The 22,792-nt window shown below is 73.8% G+C and carries 21 protein-coding genes; 6 read left to right on the top strand and 15 right to left on the bottom strand.

Annotated features, from left to right (window positions below; genetic code table 11):
* Nucleotides 1–172: 172 nt before the first annotated feature.
* Together M8316_RS07630 and M8316_RS07625 are read right to left on the bottom strand one after the other, a co-directional pair.
* A complete protein-coding gene (locus M8316_RS07630) occupies nt 173–1,522 on the bottom strand; it encodes an LCP family protein (protein WP_250053431.1) in 1,350 nt (449 codons plus the stop codon).
* Nucleotides 1,523–1,733: 211 nt separating this feature from the next.
* Entirely contained in the window at nt 1,734–2,264 is a 531-nt protein-coding gene (locus tag M8316_RS07625; protein WP_250053429.1) for an acyl-CoA thioesterase, read from the bottom strand.
* 23 nt (nt 2,265–2,287) lie between these two features.
* Here M8316_RS07625 and M8316_RS07620 point away from each other — a divergent pair, with 23 nt between their 5' ends.
* Entirely contained in the window at nt 2,288–3,559 is a 1,272-nt protein-coding gene (locus M8316_RS07620) for an LCP family protein (protein WP_250053427.1), read from the top strand.
* A gap of 61 nt (nt 3,560–3,620) precedes the next feature.
* Here the strand turns inward: M8316_RS07620 and M8316_RS07615 are convergent, their stop codons facing one another.
* The 8 genes from M8316_RS07615 to M8316_RS07580 all read right to left on the bottom strand — a co-directional run bounded on the left by M8316_RS07615 (nt 3,621) and on the right by M8316_RS07580 (nt 11,459).
* The gene (locus tag M8316_RS07615) at nt 3,621–4,472 is read right to left on the bottom strand and encodes a sigma-70 family RNA polymerase sigma factor (protein ID WP_250053424.1); all 852 of its coding nucleotides are present in this window, start codon (nt 4,470–4,472) and stop codon (nt 3,621–3,623) included.
* Between the two features lie 291 nt (nt 4,473–4,763).
* Nucleotides 4,764–5,309, bottom strand: a complete 546-nt coding sequence (locus M8316_RS07610; RefSeq protein WP_250053422.1) for a Dps family protein — start codon at nt 5,307–5,309, stop codon at nt 4,764–4,766.
* A gap of 253 nt (nt 5,310–5,562) precedes the next feature.
* On the bottom strand, nt 5,563–6,837 hold the full coding sequence (locus M8316_RS07605; RefSeq protein ID WP_250053420.1) for a heparan-alpha-glucosaminide N-acetyltransferase domain-containing protein: 1,275 nt from the start codon (nt 6,835–6,837) through the stop codon (nt 5,563–5,565).
* Nucleotides 6,838–6,860: 23 nt separating this feature from the next.
* Nucleotides 6,861–7,421, bottom strand: a complete 561-nt coding sequence (gene purE / locus M8316_RS07600; protein WP_250053418.1) for a 5-(carboxyamino)imidazole ribonucleotide mutase — start codon at nt 7,419–7,421, stop codon at nt 6,861–6,863.
* A gap of 3 nt (nt 7,422–7,424) precedes the next feature.
* A complete protein-coding gene (locus tag M8316_RS07595; protein ID WP_372490567.1) occupies nt 7,425–8,663 on the bottom strand; it encodes a 5-(carboxyamino)imidazole ribonucleotide synthase in 1,239 nt (412 codons plus the stop codon).
* 125 nt (nt 8,664–8,788) lie between these two features.
* Nucleotides 8,789–9,100, bottom strand: a complete 312-nt coding sequence (locus M8316_RS07590; protein ID WP_250053417.1) for a winged helix-turn-helix domain-containing protein — start codon at nt 9,098–9,100, stop codon at nt 8,789–8,791.
* A gap of 282 nt (nt 9,101–9,382) precedes the next feature.
* A complete protein-coding gene (locus tag M8316_RS07585; protein WP_250053414.1) occupies nt 9,383–10,369 on the bottom strand; it encodes an adenylate/guanylate cyclase domain-containing protein in 987 nt (328 codons plus the stop codon).
* Nucleotides 10,370–10,598: 229 nt separating this feature from the next.
* A complete protein-coding gene (locus tag M8316_RS07580) occupies nt 10,599–11,459 on the bottom strand; it encodes a biotin--[acetyl-CoA-carboxylase] ligase (RefSeq protein ID WP_250053412.1) in 861 nt (286 codons plus the stop codon).
* A 224-nt stretch (nt 11,460–11,683) separates the two neighbouring features.
* Between M8316_RS07580 and M8316_RS07575 the strand changes: the two genes are divergently transcribed.
* From M8316_RS07575 to M8316_RS07560, 4 genes are all read left to right on the top strand, one after another.
* The gene (locus M8316_RS07575; RefSeq protein ID WP_250053435.1) at nt 11,684–13,303 is read left to right on the top strand and encodes an acyl-CoA carboxylase subunit beta; all 1,620 of its coding nucleotides are present in this window, start codon (nt 11,684–11,686) and stop codon (nt 13,301–13,303) included.
* Nucleotides 13,300–13,533 (top strand): acyl-CoA carboxylase epsilon subunit, encoded by a 234-nt coding sequence (locus M8316_RS07570; RefSeq protein ID WP_250053410.1) that lies wholly within the window; start codon nt 13,300–13,302, stop codon nt 13,531–13,533. Before M8316_RS07575 ends, M8316_RS07570 begins: the two co-directional genes overlap by 4 nt.
* 202 nt (nt 13,534–13,735) lie before the next feature.
* The gene (locus M8316_RS07565) at nt 13,736–15,229 is read left to right on the top strand and encodes a glycosyltransferase family 2 protein (RefSeq protein ID WP_250053408.1); all 1,494 of its coding nucleotides are present in this window, start codon (nt 13,736–13,738) and stop codon (nt 15,227–15,229) included.
* The gene (locus M8316_RS07560; RefSeq protein WP_250053407.1) at nt 15,226–15,966 is read left to right on the top strand and encodes a hypothetical protein; all 741 of its coding nucleotides are present in this window, start codon (nt 15,226–15,228) and stop codon (nt 15,964–15,966) included. The genes M8316_RS07565 and M8316_RS07560 overlap by 4 nt, the downstream gene beginning before the upstream one ends.
* A 63-nt stretch (nt 15,967–16,029) precedes the next feature.
* On the opposite strand, the gene M8316_RS07555 is transcribed toward M8316_RS07560, so the two are convergent.
* On the bottom strand, nt 16,030–17,037 hold the full coding sequence (locus M8316_RS07555) for a response regulator transcription factor (RefSeq protein WP_250053405.1): 1,008 nt from the start codon (nt 17,035–17,037) through the stop codon (nt 16,030–16,032).
* A gap of 120 nt (nt 17,038–17,157) precedes the next feature.
* Nucleotides 17,158–18,171, bottom strand: coding sequence for a glycoside hydrolase family 6 protein (locus M8316_RS07550; RefSeq protein ID WP_250053403.1), 1,014 nt, complete (start codon nt 18,169–18,171; stop codon nt 17,158–17,160).
* Nucleotides 18,172–18,244: 73 nt separating this feature from the next.
* On the opposite strand from M8316_RS07550, the gene M8316_RS07545 reads away from it, so the two are divergent.
* Nucleotides 18,245–18,880 carry a Maf family protein gene (locus tag M8316_RS07545; protein ID WP_250053401.1) on the top strand — a complete coding sequence of 212 codons (636 nt, stop codon included), beginning with the start codon at nt 18,245–18,247 and terminating at the stop codon, nt 18,878–18,880.
* Here M8316_RS07545 and M8316_RS07540 read toward each other — a convergent pair.
* The 3 genes from M8316_RS07540 to M8316_RS07530 all read right to left on the bottom strand — a co-directional run bounded on the left by M8316_RS07540 (nt 18,768) and on the right by M8316_RS07530 (nt 22,580).
* Nucleotides 18,768–19,439, bottom strand: a complete 672-nt coding sequence (locus M8316_RS07540) for a GtrA family protein (protein WP_250053399.1) — start codon at nt 19,437–19,439, stop codon at nt 18,768–18,770. The two genes, M8316_RS07545 and M8316_RS07540, sit on opposite strands and share 113 nt — an antisense overlap.
* A gap of 119 nt (nt 19,440–19,558) precedes the next feature.
* Entirely contained in the window at nt 19,559–20,794 is a 1,236-nt protein-coding gene (locus M8316_RS07535) for an acyl-CoA dehydrogenase family protein (RefSeq protein ID WP_250053397.1), read from the bottom strand.
* A 67-nt stretch (nt 20,795–20,861) separates the two neighbouring features.
* Nucleotides 20,862–22,580, bottom strand: coding sequence for a methyl-accepting chemotaxis protein (locus tag M8316_RS07530; RefSeq protein WP_250053433.1), 1,719 nt, complete (start codon nt 22,578–22,580; stop codon nt 20,862–20,864).
* Nucleotides 22,581–22,792 lie beyond the last annotated feature (212 nt).

The following is a 22,792-nucleotide window of genomic DNA, read 5'->3' as shown; positions in this document are numbered from 1 at the left end:
CAGATCGCCGCCGAGCTCAACGCCCGTCCTCGCAAGACACTGAAGTGGCGCACCCCCGCGGAGGAACTCGACGCACTACTGTCGGGCGAGTCAGATCCACCTGTTGCGACGACAGGCTGAATCCACCCCGGTCGCGAGGCGCGGAACGTCACGCACTATCCGCGAGGCGGCTTCAGCAGGCCGCCGAGAGGTCGCCCGCGGAGTTGGCCGCGTAGCCGGTGGAGAGAGAACCGAGGGAGCCGCCGGTGACGGACTTGTTCGCGTTCTTCCTCGAGGTGCCGTTCTTCGGCGCCGACGAGGTGCCCTCGGCCTTGTCGATCGCGGTGGCGATCTTCTCCTGCACCAGGTCGATGTCGGGGTCGGCGGTGTTGATCATGGGCGGCACCAGCGAGACGGTCGAGATCTTCTGGTCCTTGGCCTGCAGCGCCAGCTGCACGAAGGTGCCGACCTCGGAGGCGGGCACGTCGGTGGAGACCAGGGCCGAGGACGCGGCCGCGATGTCGGTGAAGTTGGCCAGCATCGTCTCGGGGCTGACCTGCTGGAGCAGCGCGTTCATCACGCACTTCTGCCGGGCCATGCGCGAGTAGTCGTCCGAGCCGTCGCGGGCCCGGGCGTACCAGAGGGTCTGGAAGCCGTCGAGCTGCTGGACGCCCGGCTCGATGTAGTCGTACACGTCGGAGCCCAGGCCGCCGATCGGGATCGCCTGGCGCACGTTGATCGTCACGCCTCCGACCGCGTCGACCAGCTCGCGGAAGCCGTGCAGGTTCACCATCGCCCAGTAGTTGACCTCCAGGCCGGTGATGCCCTCGACGGCCATGATCGTGGCGTCGATGCCGGGCGTGGGCGAGTCGCCGAACAGCTCGGTGTGGTCCTGCGCCCAGGTGGAGACGCCGTTGAGGTAGTCGGCGTCGAAGCCGTCGGGGAACTGCTCGTCCATCACCGAGCCCTCGGCGAAGGGGAAGTTCTGCATGTTGCGGGGCAGCGAGATCAGCACGGTGCGCCCGGTGACGGCGTCGATCGAGGCGATCGTCATCGAGTCCGGCCGCAGGCCCCAGCGGCCGGCACCGGAGTCGCCGCCCATGAGCAGCACGTTGAAGCGGCCGTCGTGGGCGCCCTTCACGTCGGTGGAGGCGAACATCGTCTGCATGAGGTCCCGCTGGACCCCGACGAGGTGGGCGCCGAAGAGCATCGAGCCCGCCAGCGAGAAGCAGAGCACGCCGTTGACGCCGATCATCGCGCGCCGGTGGCCGAGCCCCAGCGTCAGCGGCTGACCCAGGCGCCAGGCGTCCACCATCAGCGCGAACCAGCCCACGGCACCGACCACCAGCAGCGACCGCACCGCGAGCAGCAGCGTGGGGTCCGTCGCCCAGCCCAGCGCGAAGGCGGGGTGGACGAGGGCGGCCAGCCCGGCCCCGAGCAGGACGACCCACAGCGCGACCCACACCCCCAGGGCGATGCGGCCGGCGCGGCGGTTGCCCGCGAGCAGCTGGGCGGACCCGGGCGCGACCAGGGTCATGGCCATGAGGGACAGGGCACGCCGGAACCGGACGCGCGCCGCTCTCTGGCTGGCAGTGAGACGGGCCCGCTCGGCCGACCCGGGGGAAGGAACGGGTGGCATGGCGGCAGTATCACCAGTCCCAGCAGTCACACAGCCGCAGGCGCGCCGGGGTGTCGTCACGTCGACCCGGAGGCCCCCGTCACGGACCGGAGCGGTCTCACCCCTCCGGGTCCGCTCAGGCCCGGCCGGCCTCGATCGCCGCCCGCCGGGCCAGCCGGTGCTCGCGGCGGATCTCGGCCTCCCGCCACCGGCGCCGCTCGTCCGCGCTCTCGGGCAGCAGGGGCGGCACCGGGCGCGAGCGCCCCGCCTCGTCCACGGCGACGAAGACGAAGTAGGCGGAGCCGACGTGCAGGCCGTCGGCCTCGGGGTCGTCCCACGGCGCCGCCTCCACCCGCACACCGATCTCCATCGAGGAGCGGCCGGCCCAGTTGACCGTGGCCGAGGTGCGCACGATGTCGCCCACGTGCACGGGCTGGAGGAAGACCATCTCGTCCAGCGCCGCGGTGACGGCGGCGCCGCCCGAGTGCCGCTGCGCGACCGCCCCGGCGGTCGAGTCCGCCAGCTTCACGATCTCCCCGCCGTGGATGTTGCCCAGCAGGTTCGCCTGGGCTCGCGACATCAGCACGGCCAGCGAGACGGCGGCGAAGGACGGTGGACGACCCGTGGTCGACGGGGTGTCCTGCGGCGGGAGTGGCTCCTCACTCATGGGCGCACGGTACTTTCCTGCCCATGGCTTCGCGTCCCGGCACCGGCGGCACCGGCTCCTCCGACGACCCCGGCGGCACCTCCGGGCAGGGCGAGGAGCGCTTCGACTGGCTCTACGGCCGGCGTGACCGCGAGCCGCAGGCGGACGCGGACGCGACCCGGGTGATGCCCGTGCAGCCGCGCGAGCCGGGGGCCGGCGCGTCCCGCCCCGCCGCGCAGGGACGCCCCCAGCCCGCTCCCCCGTCTCCGCCGCGCGGGCCCGACGGCCCCAGCGGGCCCGGCGGCCCGGGCGGCCCTGGCGGGTCCGGCTCCTCCCGGGGACGGTCGGGGCGCCGCCGTCCGCGCTTCCGCGTGCGCTACCTGGCGATCGTGCTGGTGCTGTGGCTGGCGTTCCTGATCGGCACCCCGATCTACGCCTGGACCCAGGTGACCGAGCGAAACTTCGAGCCGTCGGCGAACCGGCCGGACGAGCAGCCCGGCACCACCTACCTGCTGGTGGGCAGTGACTCGCGGGCCGGGCTCACCAAGGAGCAGCGCCAGGAGTACGGCACCGGCAACGCCGCCGGTCGCCGCACCGACACGATCATGCTGCTGCACACCGGCTCGGGGCCGAACCTGCTGATGTCGATCCCCCGGGACTCGCTGGTCGAGGTGCCCGGCTACGGCACGACCAAGATCAACGCGGCCTACGCCTACGGCGGCCCGCGCCTGCTGGTGCGCACCATCGAGCAGAACACCGGCATCCGGGTCGACCAGTACGTGGAGATCGGCCTGGGCGGCCTCGTCAGCGTCGTCGACGCCGTCGGCGGCATCGAGATCTGCCCGACCCAGGACATGGTCGACCCGCTGGCCAACCTCGACGTGAAGAAGGGCTGCCAGGAGGCCGACGGCACGACCGCGCTCGGCTACGCCCGCTCCCGGCACGTCAGCGGCCTCGGCGACATCGACCGGGCCAAGCACCAGCGCGAGGTCGTCTCCGCCGTGGGCGACAAGGTGCTCTCCCCCTGGTCGGTGCTCAACCCCGTCCGCTACTGGAACCTCAACATGGCCGTCACCGACACCTTCGGCTTCGGCGAGGGCCAGCACTGGTGGAACGCCGGGCTGTGGGCGATGGCGATGACCCAGGTGGACGGCGACGCGGGCCTGACCTGCGGCGTGCCGATCGCGGACCTCGCGGTGCACTGGGACCCCGAGCGCTCCACGCAGATGTTCACCGCCATCATCGAGGACGACACCGAGTCGATCCCCGACGGTCTGTGCACCCCGACCGGCATCGAGGGCAACGAGGGCAGCTGACCGCGTCCACCCCGGCCCACCGGGCCCGTCCGAGGATGCCGGCGGGGGGTCAGGCGGGGGGTCAGGCGGCGTCGAGCCCCAGCTCGAGGCGCAGGCGGCGCAGGATGCGGCCCAGCAGCCGCGAGACCTGCTCCTGGCTGATGCCCAGCTCCGCCCCGATCTCGGCCTGGGTGCGGCCGGCGAAGAACCGCAGCTGCACGATGCGCCGCTCCCGCGGGCCCAGCACGCGCACGGCAGCGGCGAGCGCGAGGCGCGCCTCGGCGTGGCCGAAGGCCGGGTCCACGGCACCGAGGAACGCGGAGACCGGGGTGGCCGCGTCGGCGGCCGAGGCCGGCTCGTCCAGCGAGTCGCTGCGGAAGCAGGTCGCCGCGGCGCGGGCCTCGCGCAGCTCCTCGGGCCCCACGCCCAGCGCCGCCGCCAGCTCGGCCTCGTGCGGCGGCCGGCCGAGGCGCTGGAACAGGTCGGACTCCGTGGGCGCCACGCGCACCACGAGCTCCTGGAGGGAGCGGGGCGGGCGCACCGACCAGCCGGTGTCGCGGAAGCTGCGGCGCAGCTCACCGAGGATCGTCGGCACCGCGTAGCCGACGAAGTCGTGCCCCAGGGTCGGGTCGTAGCCGCGGACGGCCTTGACCAGCCCCAGGCCGGCCACCTGCAGCAGGTCCTCGTCCGCGATCCCCCTCCCCCGGTAGCGACGCGCGAGGTCCTGGGAGAGACCGAGGTGCAGCGCGACGACCTCGGCCTCGTAGGCGGCGCGACGCTCGGCCGAGCACGCCCGTGCGCGGAGCAGGAGGCGGGCGGTGCGCACCTGGCGCCGGGCCGCCTCGGAGGCCCGGGGACGAGGCGCGCGAGCCGCGTCGCCGACCACCGCCGCGACCGCCGCCGGGGCGGTGGGCGACTTGTGGGCCGTGCTCATGCGCTCACCACCTCGGTGCACCAGGCACGACGCCGACGACGGGACGCGCGCCGGGGCGCACGACCGAGCAGCCGGGGTCACGCTCGTTGTGCGGTCGTGCACCGGTCGGGCACGCCGCCCGGGCGCTGAGGGCACCCGTCGTCCTGCCCCCTGATCGTGACACGGGTGCACCGGCTCGCGCAGCGAGAAGGTAAAGAACGTCCGTACCAGCACGCACCGGACCCGCCCCCGGCACGCGGACGGGCCGCCCTCCCACGAGGGGAGGACGGCCCGATGCGGTGGCTTCGCGGCTCAGACGGAGGCCGCCGCGCCCTTCTCGCTCGTGGCGCCGTCGGTGGCCAGGCGGCCACCCTTGTCCTCGAGATGGGCGCGGACGAACCAGTGGAACAGCTCCAGCTGCTCGGTCTGGGCGATGAACATGTCCTGGGTGACCAGGTCGAGGTCGTCCAGCTCCTTGAGGTTCGCGCGGTAGCTGGTGATGACGCCGGTGTAGACGACGTCCAGCGCCGCGAGGTGCTCCTGGGTGCTCGCGCGGCCGATGGAGTAGTCGTCCCACTCGCGCTCGCCCACGATCGAGCCGGGGGTGCCCTTCGGCGAGCCGCCCAGGGTCGCGATCCGCTCGGCGAGGTCGTCGGCGAAGCCGCGCACGGCCTCGACCTGCGGGTCGATCATCTCGTGCACGGCGATGAAGTGGGGGCCCACCACGTTCCAGTGCACGTGCTTCAGCGTCAGGTGCAGGTCGTTGCAGGCGTGGAGACGGCCCTGGAGGAGCTCGACGACGCGCTGGGCGTCGGCGTCGCTGAGGCCGGGAGCGGTGTAGTGGAGGTCGGTAGCCATGCCTCCCCGGTGTCCGGAACGCCGTCGGCCGATCCCACCCCCTCAGGTGATCGGCCCACCCTCGCAGCGGCACCCGACGTGGAGCCGCCCCTGCGGCACCGGTGACTTGGGGGGAACATCGGTGCCCTCAGGGGCGGCGGGGACGACCGGGGCGTCCGCAGGGGGGACGGGGGGGGACGCCCGGACGAGAGGAGCAGTACCCGCTCGCGCCGGAGGTATGAGCACCCGACCGTCCGGTCTGGACCGCCGTGCCTCAGGCGGGCACGAGACGACGGGCCCCGGCGGCCAGCCGGGCCGCGACGGCCTCCAGGGGACCGCGGAGACCGGCCACCGCCAGGGCGGCCCCGAGGACGACGAGCAGCAGCGCCTGCTGGGCCCAGGCCTGCGCCCCCGCGCCGGTGCCCGTGCCGGTGGTCAGCACCACGTGCACCGTGTAGCCGCTCAGCGTGGCCGCCCCGGCGCCCGACAGCACGGCGAGCGCCCGGGCGAGGGGTGCGCCGGCCGCCCGGGCACCGCGCTCGAGCAGCAGGCACGCCGCGAGCACCGCGACCGACGAGGCCATGGTGGCCGCCAGGTCGGGCGGGGTGCTGGCGTGCGGGGCCAGCACCAGCAGCCACGCCCAGGAGCCGTCCGCGGGGGTCTGGCCGAACATGCCGGTGTCGACCAGGAGCCGAAGCATCTCCGCCGGCGGGGTGACCTCGCCGCCCTGGCCGAGAGGCGCGGAGGTGCCCAGGGCGTCCAGGACGACGGGCAGGCGCATGAGCCCGTGCGCGACGAAGGTGACGAGGGCGGCCACGACCGCTCCCCCGACCGCGGCCGCGGCCAGCACCTCGGTGCGCAGCCGGGCCAGGTCGAGCCGCCCGATGCCCATGCCGAGCAGCAGGTAGGCCAGCCACGCCACGACCGGGTAGTAGCCGGTCACCAGCAGCTCGGCCAGGAGGTGGCCGGGCTCCGCCAGGGAGTCCAGCGACGGGCTCGCCGACCCGCGCTCGGGCAGCAGCGGACGCAGCACCTGGAGCAGCCCGGGGCCGAGCACGACCCAGACCAGCGCGAGCCCGAGCAGGACCCGGGCGCCGAGCGGCACCAGCAGCGCACCCAGGACGAAGAGCACCGCGTAGTTCACCAGGATCACCGCGATCCCGGAGTCGAGCCCTCCCAGCACCAGCCCGACGGCCCCGACGACCAGCGCGCGGGCGAGGAGCCCCGCGGCCGCCCGGGCCCAGGCTCGACCGCGAGCGGGGCGGGTGCGCCCCGAGAGGAGTGCCAGGCTCACCCCGGCCAGGACGGCGAACAGCGCGGAGGCGCGTCCGCTGAACCACCAGCCGACCGCGGAGGGCGTCCCGTCGTCGTTCGCGACCGAGACCAGGTGCGTGGCCATCATCGCCAGCAGCGCGAGCAGGCGGGCGAGGTCGACGCCGATCAGGCGCGCGGGGCCGCCGACCCGGTCCGCCCGCGGGCCGGCGGCCGCGGGCGTGGCGCCGGTCGGCCGGTCGGCGGGCGCTGCCCCGCCGCGTCCGCGCTCGCCCATCGCCTGCCCGCCCGCGGCGGGGCTCAGAAGCCCAGTCGCTGGGCCGGTGCCGAGGCCCGTCGGACGGCCTCGCCCTTGGCGGTGGCCGCGTCGTGCAGCTCGGCCTGGAAGGCCTCCATCTTCTCCCGCAGACCGGCGTCGGAGGCCGCCAGCACCCGCACCGCGAGCAGGCCGGCGTTGCGGGCGTTGCCGATGGCCACGGTGGCCACGGGGACGCCGGCGGGCATCTGGACGATGGAGAGCAGCGAGTCCATGCCGTCGAGGTACTTCAGCGGCACGGGCACCCCGATCACCGGCAGCGGGGTGAGCGCGGCGAGCATGCCGGGCAGGTGCGCGGCGCCGCCGGCGCCCGCGATGATCACCTGCAGGCCACGCCCGGCGGCCTCGCGGCCGTAGGTGACCATCTCGGTCGGCATCCGGTGCGCCGAGACCACGTCGGCCTCGTAGGCGACGCCGAACTCCTCGCAGGCCTTCGCCGCCGCCTCCATCACGGGCCAGTCGGAGTCGGACCCCATGACGATGCCGACGCGGGGGGCCGCCTCGTTCGGGGTGGTGCTGCTCGGGGTGGTGCTGGGCTCACTCATCGTTCACTCGCTCTCGTTGCCGAGGTCGCCGCGGAACCAGGCCGCGGCGTGGCGCGCGCGCTCGAGGCAGGCCTCGAGGTCGTCGCCGTAGACGTTGACGTGCCCGACCTTGCGGCCGGGCCGGGACTCCTTGCCGTACAGGTGCACCCGCAGGTGCGGGTCGCGGGCGAGGGCGTGCGGGTAGCCGTCGTAGAGGCGCCCGGGGCCCTCGCCGTCCGGCTCGGGGCCGCCGAGGATGTTGACCATCACCGACCAGGGCGCCCGCGGGGCGGGCGAGCCGAGCGGGAGGTCCATCACCGCGCGCAGGTGGTTCTCGAACTGCGAGGTGACCGCGCCGTCCTGCGTCCAGTGGCCGGTGTTGTGCGGGCGCATGGCCAGCTCGTTGACGAGGATGCGGCCGTCACGGGTCTCGAAGAGCTCCACGGCCAGCACTCCGGTGACGCCGAGCTCGCCGGCCACGCGCAGCGCCAGCTGCTGGGCCTGCCCGGCCAGCTCCTCCGACAGGTCCGGCGCGGGGGCGACGACCTCGTGGCAGATGCCGTCGAGCTGCGTCGTCTGCACCACCGGGTAGGCGGCGGCCTGCCCGGAGGGCGAGCGGACGACGATGGCGGAGAGCTCGCGGGAGAAGTCGACGAGCTCCTCGGCCAGGATGCGCACCCCGGTCCGCCGGGCGGTCTCGAACGGCTCGGTGCAGTCCGCGGCCGAGCGGACGACCCACACGCCCTTGCCGTCGTAGCCGCCGCGGGTGGTCTTGAGGACGCACGGGAACCCGAACTCCTCGACCTCCGCGGTGTCGGCGACCACCGCGTTGCGCGGGCAGGGCACCCCGAGGGCGCCGAGCCGCTCCCGCATGACCGCCTTGTCCTGGGCGTGCACGAGGGCGTCCGGACCGGGTCGCACGGCCACGCCGTCGGCCTCCAGGGCCCGCAGGTGGTCGGTGGGCACGTGCTCGTGGTCGAAGGTGACCACGGCGCAGCCCTCGGTGATCGCCCGCAGGGCGTCGAGGTCGCGGTAGTCGCCGACCTCGTGGTCGACGATGACCTGGGCGGCCGAGACGCCGGGAGCCTCGGCCAGCAGGCGCAGCGGCAGGGCGAGCGCGAGGGCCGGCTGGGCCATCATCCGGGCGAGCTGGCCGCCGCCGATCACGGCGAGGGTGGGGGCCAGGGGGTTGCGGTCGGGGTGGGACGTGTCGGGCACGGGGGCCAGCGTAGGCGGCGGGGCGCCGCAGCCGGGAAGTCGCACGCGGCGGTGGGACGCACGGAGGGTCCGGACGCACGCAGCCCCGGCCGGTGGCCGGGGCTGGGTGCGGGGAGGTGGTGCCGGGTCCTGCTGGTCGTGCTGGGGGTGGGAGTCTCGTCGAGGGAGGCTCAGGCCGCAGGGGTGGCCTTCTCGAAGCGCAGGCCCTTGCCGCGGATCGTGGTGATGAGGTGCGGGCTGCGGCTGTCGTCGCCGAGCTTGCGTCGCACCCACCCGAGGTGGACGTCGATGGTCTTCGACGACGTCCAGAAGGACGTGTGCCACACGTCGCGCATGAGCTCGTCACGCGTCACGATGTCGCCGGCCCGGGTGATGAGGGCGTGGACGAGGTCGAACTCCTTGCGGGAGAGCGCGACCTCGTCGGGCCCGCGCCACGCGCGACGCGACTCCGGGTCGAGGGAGATGTTCTGAACCTTGATCACGACCTCAGGGTAAGCAAAGAGATCGGCCGGCACCCACCCCTTGGCCACAATGGGCAGTGACATCTTCAGGTCAGGAATGCCCGACAGGCGTGCACGCCCCATGAAGACGGCAGGTAAAGGACACCGACAACCTCTTTTTGCGTGCCGTTTGCATTCTTGCAGGTCAGAACGCAGGAAACGCTTGACGCGGTGGTGGTGGCACTACCACGTCGCAGGGGCGTTCACCAGTGATCCACCTCTCGGGTGGACGGTCGTGCACGCTTGCGGACCGGGCGTGTCCCGTCAGCGGCGACGCACCGCAAGCGGTTCCACGATGCCGAACCCGCGCACCGGCCGAGCAGCGAGGTGGCGGGTCTCGAACCGGTCGTCCGGCAGGCGCTCAGCGGTCTCCGCGTCGACGATGATCCGGTTGCGTCGGGCCACGTTCGTGAGCCGGGCGGCCATGTTCACCGGCGGTCCGAACACGTCGCCCATCCGCATGACCACGCTGCCGGTGGCCAGGCCCACCCGGACGTCGGGCATCCGGGAGTCGCGGCCGATGACGTTGATGATCCCCTCGGCGGTGTCGTAGGCGCGCTCGACGTCGTCGTTGACGAAGAGCACGGAGTCGCCGATGGACTTGATGATCCGGCCCCGCTGGGAGGAGACGACGTCGGCGCACCGGGTCTCGAACAGCTCGACCAGGTCGCCGATCCGCTCCTGGGTCAGCGTGTTGGACAGCGCCGTGAACCCGACGATGTCGGCGAAGCCGATCGTCTGGCTGACGGTGTGCAGGTCGGCGTCCTCCGAGCCCAGGGCCTCGATCCGGCCGGCGGCGGCGGCCAGGTGTCGCCGCCAGGCGTAGATGAGCAGCTCCTCGAACGGCTTGGTGAAGCCCGAGACCAGCTCCAGCGCCGCGTCCACCCGGCTGCCGTGCTCGGGGTCGGTGGCCTGGATCTCCTCCACGCGCTGCACCATGGCCGAGACCTCCCAGTCCGCCAGGCGCGCCATCGTCTGGCCCAGCGCCCGCGTGAGGTTCACGGCCAGGTCGAAGCTCAGCAGCCCGGAGCGGGTCACCTCCCCCAGCGTCCGCACCGCCTCGGCGTCGGAGGGCAGGAAGGCCGCCACGTCGTCGGCGTACTCCGGGAAGCCCAGCGCGCGCCACAGGCGTCGCGCCTGGTCGGAGGGCACGCCGGCCCACTCCGCGACCTCCGGCGAGGTGAGCACGGGCAGGTCCCCGAGGATGGCCTGCTCGAGGGGGCTCGGGATGTGCTCGTCGTCGCGCGGCAACGCGGCTCCTCAGTTCCTGGTGCGGTGGTTCACCGCGCGGCGTCCCCGCGCGGGTGGCTCTCTCGAGCACGGACGGCGGCGGGGCACCCGACCCCCGGGGCACCGCGCTCGGGGTCAGTCTGTCACCCCGCCCGACACCCCGGCCACGTCCGTGGGGGTCCGTGGGGGTCGGTGGGGGTCGGTGGGCGGTCCGCGGGGGTCCGTGGGCCCCGGGAGGCGCTGCTGCGGCTCAGTCCTCCGCGGGCCGCACGTGCACGACGTCGCCCGCCCCGACGGCCACGGGGTCGCCGGAGCCGCCCTCGGCCGCCACGAGCAGCCGCCCGTCCTCGTCCACCCCGACGGCCTCGCCGACGAGCGGCTCCCCCACCGGCAGCGAGACCCGGACGCGGCGGCCGACGGTGTCGCAGGCGGCGAGGTAGTCCTCGCGCAGGGTCCGGTCGCGCACCGGGCTGGGGTCGCCCGGCCGCGCCGCGTCCTGGCCGGCCTCCGCCCAGCCCTCCACGCGGGCCACGAGGTCGGCGACCAGCGCGAGCAGCAGGTCGGTGCGGTCCGGCACGGCGACCGTCCGCCCGCCCGTCCGCCCGCCTGTCCGCCCCGCCTCCTCCGCGTGCACCCGCAGCGAGGTGGCGGTCGGCACCGGCAGGTCGGCGGCCCGGAGGCCGACGTTGAGGCCGACCCCCAGCACGGCCGCGGCCCCGAGGTCCGAGCCCCGGGGGGCCTCCACGCGCTCGAGCAGGATGCCGGCCAGCTTGCGCCCGTCCAGCAGCACGTCGTTGGGCCACTTCAGCCGGGCCGGGTGGCCGAGGCGAGCCAGCGTGGCGGCCACGGAGGTGCCGGTGAGCAGCGGCAGCCACGGCCAGCCGGCCAGCGGCACGGCGGGTCGCACCAGCAGCGAGAAGGTGAGCGCGGTGCCCGGGGGCGTCGTCCACGCCCGGTCGAGCCGTCCCCTCCCGGCGGTCTGGTGCTCCGCGACGACCACGAGCGGCCCGGGCTCGCCGTCGCGGGCCAGGGCGGCGGCGTGGGCGTTGGTCGAGGGGCTCTGCGCCAGCAGCAGGACGCGGGCGCCGCCGGGGCGGGCGTCGGCGAGCACGCCCGCATCCAGGGGGGCGTCCAGGGGGGTCTCGAGGGGTGCCTGGGACGCCCCCTTACCGCATCCGGCCGCGGAGGTCAGTGACGGGAGTCGCGTGGGGTCGTCGCTCACGGGGACTACATTGACGCACGATCCGCGCGCGGACGTACGCAGGTACCGGGGCACCAGGCCCCGCCGGCACGTCCCGCAGTCGCACCACAGGAGGTCGAGACGACGTGAGCGCCATGCCGGGCGAGGGCACCGAGATCCCCACGGGGCCGGACGCCCCGGACCTGACCACGACGGCGGGCAAGCTGGCCGACTACGAGCGCCGGATCGACGAGGCCGTGCACGCCGGGTCGGCCAAGGCCGTCGAGAAGCAGCACGCCAAGGGCCGCCAGACCGCGCGCGAGCGCATCGAGCAGCTCTTCGACGAGGGGTCCTTCGTCGAGCTCGACGAGCTGGCCCGCCACCGCTCCACGGCCTTCGGCCTGGAGAAGAACCGCCCCTACGGCGACGGCGTCATCACCGGCTACGGCACGATCGACGGCCGTCAGGTGTGCGTGTTCTCCCAGGACTTCACGATCTTCGGCGGCTCCCTCGGCGAGGTCTACGGCGAGAAGATCACCAAGGTCATGGACCTGGCGATCCGCACCGGCAGCCCGATCATCGGCATCAACGAGGGTGCCGGCGCCCGCATCCAGGAGGGCGTGGTCTCGCTCGGCCTGTACGGCGAGATCTTCAAGCGCAACGTGCACGCCTCGGGCGTGATCCCGCAGATCAGCCTCATCATGGGCAACTGCGCCGGCGGCCACGTCTACTCCCCCGCCGTCACCGACTTCACCGTGATGGTCGACCAGACCTCGGCGATGTTCATCACCGGCCCGGACGTCATCAAGACCGTCACCGGCGAGGACGTCTCGATGGAGGAGCTGGGCGGCGCGCGGACGCACAACACCAAGTCCGGCAACGCCCACTACATGGCCTCGGACGAGGCGGACGCGCTGGAGTACGTGAAGGCGCTGATCTCCTACCTGCCGCAGAACAACCTCGACGAGCTGCCGCGCTTCGCCGAGACCGCGGACCTGGAGCCGAGCGAGACCGACCTGGCGCTCGACACGATCATCCCGGACTCCCCGAACCAGCCCTACGACATCCACGACGTCATCGGCGCCGTGGTCGACGACGCCGAGTTCCTGGAGGTCCAGGAGCTCTTCGCGCCCAACATCGTCGTCGGCTTCGGCCGGGTCGAGGGCTCCCCGGTCGGCGTGGTGGCCAACCAGCCGATGCAGTTCGCGGGCACCCTCGACATCGACGCCTCGGAGAAGGCCGCCCGGTTCGTCCGGTTCTGCGACGCCTTCAACATCCCGGTGCTGACGTTCGTCGACGTGCCCGGCTTCCTGCCCGGCACCGACCAGGAGTGGGACGGCATCATCCGCCGCGGCGCGAAGCTGATCTACGCCTACGCGGAGGCCACCGTCCCGCTGGTCACGATCATCACCCGCAAGGCCTACGGCGGCGCCTACGACGTCATGGGCTCCAAGCACCTCGGCGCCGACATCAACCTCGCGTGGCCCACCGCCCAGATCGCGGTCATGGGCGCCCAGGGCGCGGCGAACATCCTGCACCGCAAGACGCTGAAGAAGGTCGCGGACGCGGGCGGCGACGTGGAGGCCACGCGCGCCGAGCTGATCGACGAGTACGAGAAGACGCTGGCGAACCCCTACATCGCCGCCGAGCGCGGCTACGTGGACGCCGTCATCGCCCCGCGCGAGACCCGCGCCGAGGTGGTCAAGGCGCTGCGCCTCCTGGCCGGCAAGCGCGAGGTGCTGCCGCCCAAGAAGCACGGGAACATCCCGCTGTGAGCGCCGAGTCCCCCACGCCCGAGCCGGCGCAGCAGCGCCCGGTGCTGCGCGTCCTGACCCCCGGGGCGACGCCGGAGGAGATCGCGGCCGTCGTGGCCGTGGTCTCCGCGCTGTCGGCGCCGGTCGCCGAGGCCCCGGCGCCGCCTCGCCGGGAGTGGAACCACCCGGCCAGGCTGGTGCGTGCCGCGCACCGGACGGGCCGGGGCGCATGGCGGGCGAGCGCCCGCTGAGCCGTCGGACCCAGAGGGCCCGGTCAGGTGACACCCGTCACCCGACCGGGCCCTTTCTCGTGCGGGTTTCCTCGAGCCGCCCGCCATCTTGAGCCACGTCGTGGACAATCTTGAGGCGGAGCGGGGAACGGTCTTGAGGGTCGGGCACCAGGCTGGAGCCCATGACCGCTCCCCAGCCCGGTCCCGACCAGAGAGCACAGGCGTGAACGACGAGAACGACCTCCCCCGCCCCGCGGCCGTCCCGTCGACGGTCCGGCCCGGCAACGACGACGAGGCGCTGCCGTTCGTGGACAGCGACATGCAGGCCTACGCCAGCGAGTTCCTCGACGGTCTCGAGGCGCTGCCCGTGCGGCCCACGGTCGGCTGCATCATCCCGGCCTACAACGAGGCCGAGACGATCGCCGGCGTGCTGGACAGCCTGCTCATGCAGACCCGGCTGCCCGACGTCATCCACCTGATCGTCAACAACACCTCCGACGACTCCGTGGAGATCGCCAGCCACTACGCGGGCCCGCACACGCGGATGACCCCGACGGGCGAGCAGAGCACGGTCGTCTACGTCCACGACATCGGCAAGAACCCCGACAAGAAGGTCGGTGCGCTCAACTACGGCTACTCGCTGGTCGAGCACATGGACTACCTGCTCGGGGTGGACGGCGACACCACGCCGGAGCCGGACGCCATCGAGCACCTGGTGGCCGAGATCAGCTCCGACGACCGCATCGGCGGCATCTCGGCGATCTACTCGATCGACGACTCCGCGATGGACGGCCTCATGGCCAAGTTCCTGATCGCGGGGCAGCGGGCCCAGTTCTCGGCCTTCAACATGCAGAACCTGCTGAAGGGCCGCAACATGGCGGTGCTCGGCGGCCAGTTCTCCCTCTTCTCCACGCAGGCGCTGCGCGACGTGCTGCGCGACAGCCACCAGCGCACCCCGTGGGTCAACGACTCCGAGGTCGAGGACTCGCTGCTCTCCCTGCAGATCAAGTCCGCCGGCTACCTGACGAAGATCTCCGCCCGGGCCCGCGCCCACGTGGGCGGCATGACGACCCTGCGCTCGCTGGACGCGCAGCAGGTGAAGTGGAACTTCGGCGCCATCGACCTCATGTGGCCGGGCCAGCGCGGCGACACCCGCGGCCAGCCGTTCCACCCGAACCTGCGGCTGCGCTGGTTCGAGCACTTCTCGATGGTGCTCAACATGACCACGCGCCTCATGTTCGTGCTCATGCTGACCTGGGCGCTGGCGTTCCAGGCGTTCGTGTTCACCCCCTGGTGGCTGATCCCGCCGCTGGCCGCGGTGTGGCTGAACTTCCGGGTGGCGCACTCGATGGAGTTCCGCAACCGGCGCGACTACCTGTTCGTGCTGCTGGTCTTCCCGGCGGAGCTGTACATGGTGATCCGGATGGGTCACTTCGTGCGGGCCTGGTGGAAGTTCTTCTCCCAGCAGCAGACGGACAACTGGGCCGCCCAGGCGAAGGCCGAGCGCGGCAAGGGCGTGGCGTGGCTGTACCCGTTCGCCCTCGTGGCCGGCCTGTGGCTGGCGGCCTGGGGCGGCTGGCAGTACGGGCCGCTGACGCCCGACCTCAAGTCCGACGTCCTCTTCGTCGGCTGGCGCCTGCTGGGCGTCATCACGGTCCTCCAGACGGTCTGGATGATCATCAAGGCCACCAAGCGGTACCGGGGGTACACGGCATGAGCACGCGCAGGACGTTCCGAGCGGTGGCGACGGGCGGGGTGCTCGCCCTCGTCCTCTCCCTCACGGGCGGGTGCAGCTTCTTCGACCCCAGCCGGCAGGACGCCGAGCCCGAGGCCGCGGAGACCACGGCCGTCGCCTCCGCCGACGCGGAGGAGGAGGTGCGGGCGACCCAGTTCACCCGCGACGGCACCTTCCAGTCGCACATCTCGGTCAAGGGCGCCGAGGACGTCGACTTCGTCTACACGCTGTACCCGACCAAGTCGACGCCGCGCACCAACGAGTGGTACCCGCGCGGCTCGAAGTACTTCAGCTTCACGTTCCAGGCCTACGACCTGGCTCGTCCGCTGCGCGCCCCGTTCGCCACCAAGCGGCGGGTCTACCTGAGCCGGATCAAGGTCACCTCCAGCACCGTGACGGAGAGCGGCGCCACCCAGCAGCCCTACTCCCTGGACGCGGTCGCGAAGAAGATCACCTTCGACCCCGAGCCCGAGAGCACCCGCTACGGCATGCTCATCTCCTCGCCGAAGGGCTCCTTCGAGCTGCGCAACCAGCGCATCCGGCCGACCTCGCTGGACACCGAGCGGGTCGTGCTGACCTTCACCGCCACCGTGCACGTGCAGACCCGTGCGGGCGGCTCGGACTACATCACGCGCACCGTGCGCCAGCGGGTGCCGATCACGATCTTCCCCTCGACGGAGAAGACCGCGGTCGCCGACATCCCGATCAACGCGAACTGACGAGCCCACAGACGCACCGAGGCCCGACCCCCACGGGGGTCGGGCCTCGGTGCGTCTGGTCGGTCAGAGCGTCTGGGCGAGCCGGTACCCGACGCCGCGCACGGTCTCGACGTACCGGGGGTTGCTGGAGTCGTCACCCAGCTTGCGTCGCAGGTTGGCGATGTGGACCTCGACGGAGCGCTTGTCGGCCTCGTTGACGAAGTAGGAGGTCACGTACTGCTGGCCGCGCATCGTGAGCACGAGGTCGGCCTTGGAGCGCACCCGGCGGCCGGTGCTGAGCAGGGAGGCCAGCAGGTCGAACTCGGTGCGCGTCAGGTCCACGGCGGAGCCGGCGATGGTGACGGTGCGCGTCTCGGCGTTCAGCCCCAGGCCGTTGAAGTGCACCCACGCACCGTCGGTGCTGGGGCCGCGGGGGCCGGGGTCCTGCGGCGGCACCGGCTGGTGCGGCACGGCGTGCAGGTAGGCGGGCGCGGGCTGTGCCACCGGGGCCGGGGAGGGGGTCGGGCTCGGGCTCGGGGCAGGTGCCGGGCTCGCCTCGGGGGCGGGACGCAGCGGGGCGACCGGGGCGCCGCCGTCCACGGGCGGGGCCGGCTGCGCCGCAGGCTGGGCAGGCGGCAGCGGGTTCTGCTGCAGGGTGCGCGCGGCCTCCTGGGCCCACCCGCTCGCGCGGCCGTCGTCGGCCACGTCCTGGCGCATGCGCGGCCGACGCAGCATCGAGTCCGCCCGGGCCCGCAGCTCACGGGGGCGGAACGGCTTGACCAGGTAGTCGTCGGCGCCGGCCTCGAACCCCTGCACGACGTCGATCTCGTCGGCGAGCGCCGTGATCATGATCAGGTAGGTGTTGGAGAACTCCCGCACCCGCTTGGCCACCGCGAAGCCGTCCATGCCGGGCATGTTGACGTCCAGCGTCGTGATCAACGGGGTGTGCTGGCGCACGGCCTCGACGCCCTCGAAGCCGTCCTTCGCGAGGATCGTCCGGAAGCCGGACTGCGTGAGGACGATGTCGATGAGGTCGCGGACGTCGGGATCATCCTCGATGATCACCGCGGTCCAGTCCTGGCTGCTTGCCATGCCCGGCAGCCTATAGCAGCGACCTGTGCCGAGTACGCGGACCCGGGCGGGTGGACGCACGTGCCCACAGTCGTCGGACCAGCCCTCCGGCCAGGGCCGGCGGCCGAGCCCCTCGGCGGGTCACCAGCCCGCGGCCTCCGCCAGGTCGACCGCGCGCTCGGGCCACAGCAGGCCGGCCTCCGGGCCGCCCCGGCAGGTCCCGTCGCTCTCGCCCGGGGGCTTGACCCACAGGTAGGCGTCCAGCCCCGTGCCGTCGTCGACGAAGCCCGGGCGCAGGCCCAGCGCCCGGCCCGCGGGGTTGCACCAGACCCGGGTCGCTCCGTGGCCGTTGCGGCCACGGTCGATCACCCAGTGGGAGCCGCCGAGCAGGGTCGAGAGCCGGGTCGCGTAAGCCTCCTCGTCCTCGTCGGTCTGGTAGTTGGCCACGTTGGTGGCGAAACCGCGCACCCGGTCGACCCCCACCGCCCTCAGCAGGCGGGCCATGCGGGCCGGGCGCACCCAGTCGGCGTGGCCGGCGTCCACGTAGGTGGTGACCCCGGCGTCGACCAGCAGGTCGACGGCCGCGGAGAGGTGCTTGACCCGGGAGGCGCGCAGGCCGCACGCCGTCGCCGAGGCCAGCGCGTCGGGCTCGAGGACGACGACGGCGGTGCTGCCGCCCAGCGCGTCGCCGATCTCGCCCACCCAGCGGGCGTAGTCGTCGGCCGAGGTGCCGCCGGCGGAGTACCCCGCTTCGCAGTCGCGGTGCGGGACGCCGTAGACGACGAAGGTCACCACCGCGTCGTCGGCGGCGGCCTCGGCGACCAGCGCCGAGGCGTACGCACCGACCTCGCCGATCGGGTGCACCTCCGGCGTCAGCCAGGTGCCCGCGGAGACCGCGGCCAGCGCCGAGAGCAGACGGGCCCGCTCGGTGAGGCCGGCCGCCTCGGCGTCGGCCACCCCGAGCGCCGTGCGGGAGGCCGGGTCGACGAAGAGACCCTGCTCGGCGTAGCGGTTGCGCTGCTGCGGGTCGACGGAGAACGGACCGGCCTCGGAGCGCCATGCCCAGCCGAGGACCGCGGCGACGGCGACGAGCACGAGGACGACCCCGAGCACCAGGACCCGCGGGGAGCCGCTGCGCGAGCGCTCGGTGGACATGCGGCACATCATGCCGGACCGGAGCGCTCCGGTGCCTCGGCCCTCACCAGGCGGCACGGCTACCGTGCGGGGCGTGAGCACCGACACCAGCACCGGCACCGACACCGGCCCCGTCCTCGTCCTGGGGTCCGCCTCCCCCGCCCGCCTGTCCACGCTGCGCACCGCCGGCCTCGCGCCGGTGGTGGTCGTCTCCGGCGTGGACGAGTCCCAGGCGGACGGTCTGCCCCCGGCCGACCTGGCGCAGGCCCTGGCCGAGCTCAAGTGCGCCGCGGTGGCGCGCCGGGACGAGGTGCCGGCGGGCGCCCTGGTGCTGGGCTGCGACTCCGTGCTGGACCTCGACGGCGAGGCCCTGGGCAAGCCCGGGACGCCGGAGGAGGCCACCCGTCGCTGGCAGCGCATGCGCGGACGCAGCGGCGTGCTGCGTACCGGCCACTGCCTCATGGACACCACCACCGGCCAGGTGGCCACCGCCTGCGTCGCGACCACGGTGCACTTCGCCGACGTCACCGACGCGGAGATCGAGGCCTACGTGGCCACGGGCGAGCCGCTCCAGGTGGCCGGCGCGTTCACGGTCGACGGCCTGGGCGGCGGGTTCGTCACCGGCGTGGAGGGCGACTTCCACAACGTGGTCGGGGTGAGCCTGCCGACGCTGCGGGAGCTGGTGCGGCGGCTGGGGCACGCCTGGCCGGCACTGTGGGCCCCTCGCTGACGATCGTGCCGCGGGCCTCCGGGCCCGGGTCGAGGATCGGCGCGGCTGACTCGGCCACGGGCAGGGCCGGCGGCGGGGCCTGACCGGCGCCCAGGGCCTGCGTGCGGGCGTCCGACGCGTCGGGGTGGGTGAAGACGAAGGTGCGGAACAGCCAGAACCGGGCACCGACCCCCAGCGCCAGTCCCACGACGTTCGCGGAGATGTTGTCGCTGACCGGGTCGTCGAGCCCGAGCAGGGTGCGGCTCACCCACAGGCAGGCGACCGGGATGGTCATGGTGAGCACGTTGATGATCAGGAACGCGGTGCGTCCGCCGTCCGCGTGCGCCGGCACGCGGTGCCGGAACGCCCACGAGCGGGTGCCGCGATAGCTGATCACCATGCCCACCAGGTTGGCCAGGACGTAGGCGACGATCGGCTGGTCGGACAGCAGCGCCCGGTCGAAGAGACCGACCCCGTGCACGAGCACGTTGAAGAGGACGGCGGCGACGATCGTCGCCAGGCCGCCGACCGCGAGGAAGCGCGTGGCCTCCGCGACGAGCCTCCTCAAGCGATCACCCACCCCACCAGGGTAGACGGCCCGGACGAGCCGGCAGGTGCACCCGCGGGCGCGTCGGCCGGAGCGAGGTGAGCGGTGCCACACGGGGCCGCGCCGGATCGAGGCCGGCGAGAGAGGCCGCGCTACCAGCTGACGGGCAGGCCCAGGCCCCGGGCGAGGACGAGGCGCTGGACCTCGGAGGTTCCCTCCCCCACCTCCAGCACCTTCGCGTCGCGGTAGAAGCGGGCCATCGGGTGCTCCTCCATGAACCCGTAGCCGCCCAGCAGCTGCGTGGCCACGCGGGTGGCCGCCACGGCGTGCTCGGTGGCGGTGAGCTTGGCGATCGCCGCCGCCTGCTTCACCTCGGCGGCGGGGCGCCCCGCGTCGGCCAGCGCGGCGGCCCGGTAGGTGAGCACCCGCGCCGTCGTCGTCCACGCCTCGAGGTCGGCGACCTGGAACGCGACCGCCTGACGGGCACCGATGGGCACGCCGGCGACCTCGCGCTCGCGGACCTGGACCAGCGCCGCGTCCAGGCAGGCCTGGAGGCTGCCCACGGCGAGCGCGGCGATCGCGATCCGGCCCTCGTCGAGCGTGGCGAGGAACTGCGCGTAGCCGCGCCCCCGCTCGCCGAGCAGGTTCTCCTCGGGCACACGGCAGTCCACGAGGCTCAGCGGGTGGGTGTCGGAGGCGTGCCACCCGAGCTTGTCGTAGGCGGGCCCCACCTCGAGGCCGGGCGTGCCCGCGGGCACCATCACGGCCGAGATCTCGGGGCTCCCGTCGGGCCGCTCCCCGGTGCGGGCGGTGACGGTGACCAGCGAGGTGATCTCGGTGCCGGAGTTGGTGATGAACTGCTTGGCGCCGTCGAGCACCCAGGACCGCCCACCGTCGTCCGCGCCCTCCAGGCGGGCCCGCGTGCGGGTGGCGCCGGCGTCGGAGCCGGCCCCGGGCTCGGTGAGCCCGAAGGCGGCCAGGGCCCGGCCGGCGGCGAGGTCGGGGACGAAGGCCTCCTGCTGGGCGCGGGTGCCGAACCGCAGCAGCGGGGCGATGCCGAGGCCGACGGCCGCCTCGAGGGTGATGCCCAGCGACTGGTCGGCCCGACCGATCTCCTCGATGGCGACGCAGAGGCTGGTGAGGTCGCCGCCGGCGCCGCCGAGGTCCTCGGGCGTGGTCAGCCCGAAGAGGCCGAGCTCGCCCATCTCGCGCACCGTCTCGAGGGGGAAGCGGCGCTCGCGGTCCCACTGGCCCGCGAACGGCGCGACCCGGGCGGCGGCGAACTCCGCGACGGTGCGGCGGAACTCCTCGTGCTCGCGGGAGAGCTCGAACCCCGTCGTCCCTCTCGTCGCCGTGCTCCCGGACGTCCGCGTGGTGCTCGCTGTCATGTGACGCACCTTACGCCCTGTGGTTAACGTCGGTTAACCACAGGGCGGTCGGAGGGGCGGGCGGGGCTCAGACCCGGAAGCGGCCGACGGCGACCCGCAGCTCCGTGGCCATGCGCGCGACGTCGTCGACGGCCAGCCGCGTCTGCGCCAGCGCCTGCGTGGTCGAGTCCGCGGCCTCGGAGACGCCGGCGACGTTCTGGGCGATCTGCCCGGCGCCCACGGACGCCTCGGCGATGTTGCGCGACATCTCCCCCGTGGTGGCGGTCTGCTCCTCCACGGCGGAGGCGATGGACGTCTGGTGGTCGCTGATCTCGCGCACCACGCCGTTGATCCGCGAGATGGCCTCGACGGCGCCCGCCGCGTCCCCCTGGATGGCCTCCACCCGGGCCGCGATGTCCTCGGTGGCGCGCGCGGTCTCCTGAGCCAGGTCCTTGACCTCGCTGGCCACGACCGCGAAGCCCTTGCCCGCGGCGCCGGCCCGAGCCGCCTCGATCGTGGCGTTGAGGGCCAGCAGGTTGGTCTGCTCGGCGATGGAGGTGATCGCGCGCACCACCTCGCCGATCTCCTCGCTGGAGGAGCCCAGCCGGGCGACCGTGGCGCTGGTGCCGTCGACCATGGCCACGGCCTCGCCGGCCACGCGGGCGGCGGCCGAGGCGGAGCCGGAGATCTCGTGGATGGACACACCCATCTCCTCCGAGCCGGCGGCCACGGTGGAGACGTTGCGGGAGACCTCCTCGGCGGCGTCGGTGACGACCTGGGCCTGGACCGCGGTCTCCTCGGCCCCGGCAGCGATCTCGGTGGCGGAGGCGGAGAGCTCCTCGGCGGCCGCCGCGAGGGCGTCGGAGGAGGAGTGGATGGTGCCCATCAGCCCGCGGACGACGCCGGCGGCCTCGTCCAGGCCGGCGGCCATGCGCCCCAGCTCGTCGCGCGAGTCCAGCCCCGAGGTGGCGGTGAGGTCGCCGGCGGCCAGTGCCTCCGCGACCCGGGCGACGGCGCCGGCGTCCCGCCCGATGCGGCGGGCGACCGCGAGCCCGACGGCCAGCGAGGCCAGGGCGCCGACGACCAGCGCCACGACGACGAGGGTGCGGGCCCGGGCGAAGTCGGCCTCCGCGGCCCGGACCGTCGCGGCCGCGTCGGCGGCCTCCACGTCGACCAGCTCGTGCAGGAGCGCACGGGCGGAGGGCAGGTGCTGGGCGTCGGGGTCGTCGGCCGCCTCGGCCCACGCGTGGTCGTCGCCCGCCAGCACGAGCGGGGCGAGGACGTCCTCGGCGTAGACCATGCCGGCCTCGAGCTCGGCCGCGACCTCCTCGACCAGCGTCGCCGCCTCGCCCTCGAGGCCGATGGCCCGCAGGTCCTCCACGCCGGCCCGGGCCTCCCCGGCCAGCGCCTTGGCCTCGGCCAGTGCCTCCGGCACGGCGTCGGGGTCCTCGACGAGGGCGGCGTCACGCAGCGCGAGCCCGATCTCGTCGACGGCACCGACGAGGTCGGCGGTCACGATGCCGGTGCGCACGTTGCGCTCGTAGAGCTGCTCCACGTCGCCCGACGTGGAGGAGAGCTCGACGAGGCCGAGGGCGCCGACGAAGGTGGAGCCGAGGATGCCGATCACGGCCACCGCCACGACCCGCGTCGCGACGGGCAGGTCGCCGACGCGGGTGCGGCGGCGCCGGCCATCGAGGCCACCGGGGCCTGAGGCCAGGTCGGACGTCGGGTCGGACGCCGGGTCGGACGTCCGGTCACGCATCGGGTCGGACTCGACCCGCGACCTGGCGGCGGGTCGTTCGAGCATGGTGGTCACGACGGACTCCTCTCGACCGCCCTCCCACTCGTGGGGCGGCCTCCGCAGGGCCGCATCGGCCGTGACGTGGCCCACCTGAGCAGGTTCCCGGGGTCAGCGCCCACGGTCGAACCCTTGACCGACCTCGACCGGCCTCGGTCCTGCCCGACGGACGTCGCGCAGGACCGCCCAGAACGTGGCGGGCAGCGCAACCCGTGGCCGCG

The sequence above is a fragment of the Nocardioides bruguierae genome, from assembly GCF_023554635.1.
GTDB classification, from domain to species: Bacteria; Actinomycetota; Actinomycetes; order Propionibacteriales; family Nocardioidaceae; genus Nocardioides; species Nocardioides bruguierae.
This window is presented reverse-complemented; position numbering and strand designations above follow the sequence as displayed.

Coding starts and splice junctions, on each gene's coding strand:
- M8316_RS07630 (WP_250053431.1), bottom strand. CDS start 1,522: ATGGCCATGACCCTGGTCGCGCCCGGGTCCGCCCAGCTGCTCGCGGGC.
- M8316_RS07625 (WP_250053429.1), bottom strand. CDS start 2,264: ATGAGTGAGGAGCCACTCCCGCCGCAGGACACCCCGTCGACCACGGGT.
- M8316_RS07620 (WP_250053427.1), top strand. CDS start 2,288: ATGGCTTCGCGTCCCGGCACCGGCGGCACCGGCTCCTCCGACGACCCC.
- M8316_RS07615 (WP_250053424.1), bottom strand. CDS start 4,472: ATGAGCACGGCCCACAAGTCGCCCACCGCCCCGGCGGCGGTCGCGGCG.
- M8316_RS07610 (WP_250053422.1), bottom strand. CDS start 5,309: ATGGCTACCGACCTCCACTACACCGCTCCCGGCCTCAGCGACGCCGAC.
- M8316_RS07605 (WP_250053420.1), bottom strand. CDS start 6,837: ATGGGCGAGCGCGGACGCGGCGGGGCAGCGCCCGCCGACCGGCCGACC.
- purE (WP_250053418.1), bottom strand. CDS start 7,421: ATGAGTGAGCCCAGCACCACCCCGAGCAGCACCACCCCGAACGAGGCG.
- M8316_RS07575 (WP_250053435.1), top strand. CDS start 11,684: ATGCCGGGCGAGGGCACCGAGATCCCCACGGGGCCGGACGCCCCGGAC.
- M8316_RS07560 (WP_250053407.1), top strand. CDS start 15,226: ATGAGCACGCGCAGGACGTTCCGAGCGGTGGCGACGGGCGGGGTGCTC.
- M8316_RS07555 (WP_250053405.1), bottom strand. CDS start 17,037: ATGGCAAGCAGCCAGGACTGGACCGCGGTGATCATCGAGGATGATCCC.
- M8316_RS07550 (WP_250053403.1), bottom strand. CDS start 18,171: ATGTCCACCGAGCGCTCGCGCAGCGGCTCCCCGCGGGTCCTGGTGCTC.
- M8316_RS07535 (WP_250053397.1), bottom strand. CDS start 20,794: ATGACAGCGAGCACCACGCGGACGTCCGGGAGCACGGCGACGAGAGGG.
- M8316_RS07530 (WP_250053433.1), bottom strand. CDS start 22,580: ATGCTCGAACGACCCGCCGCCAGGTCGCGGGTCGAGTCCGACCCGATG.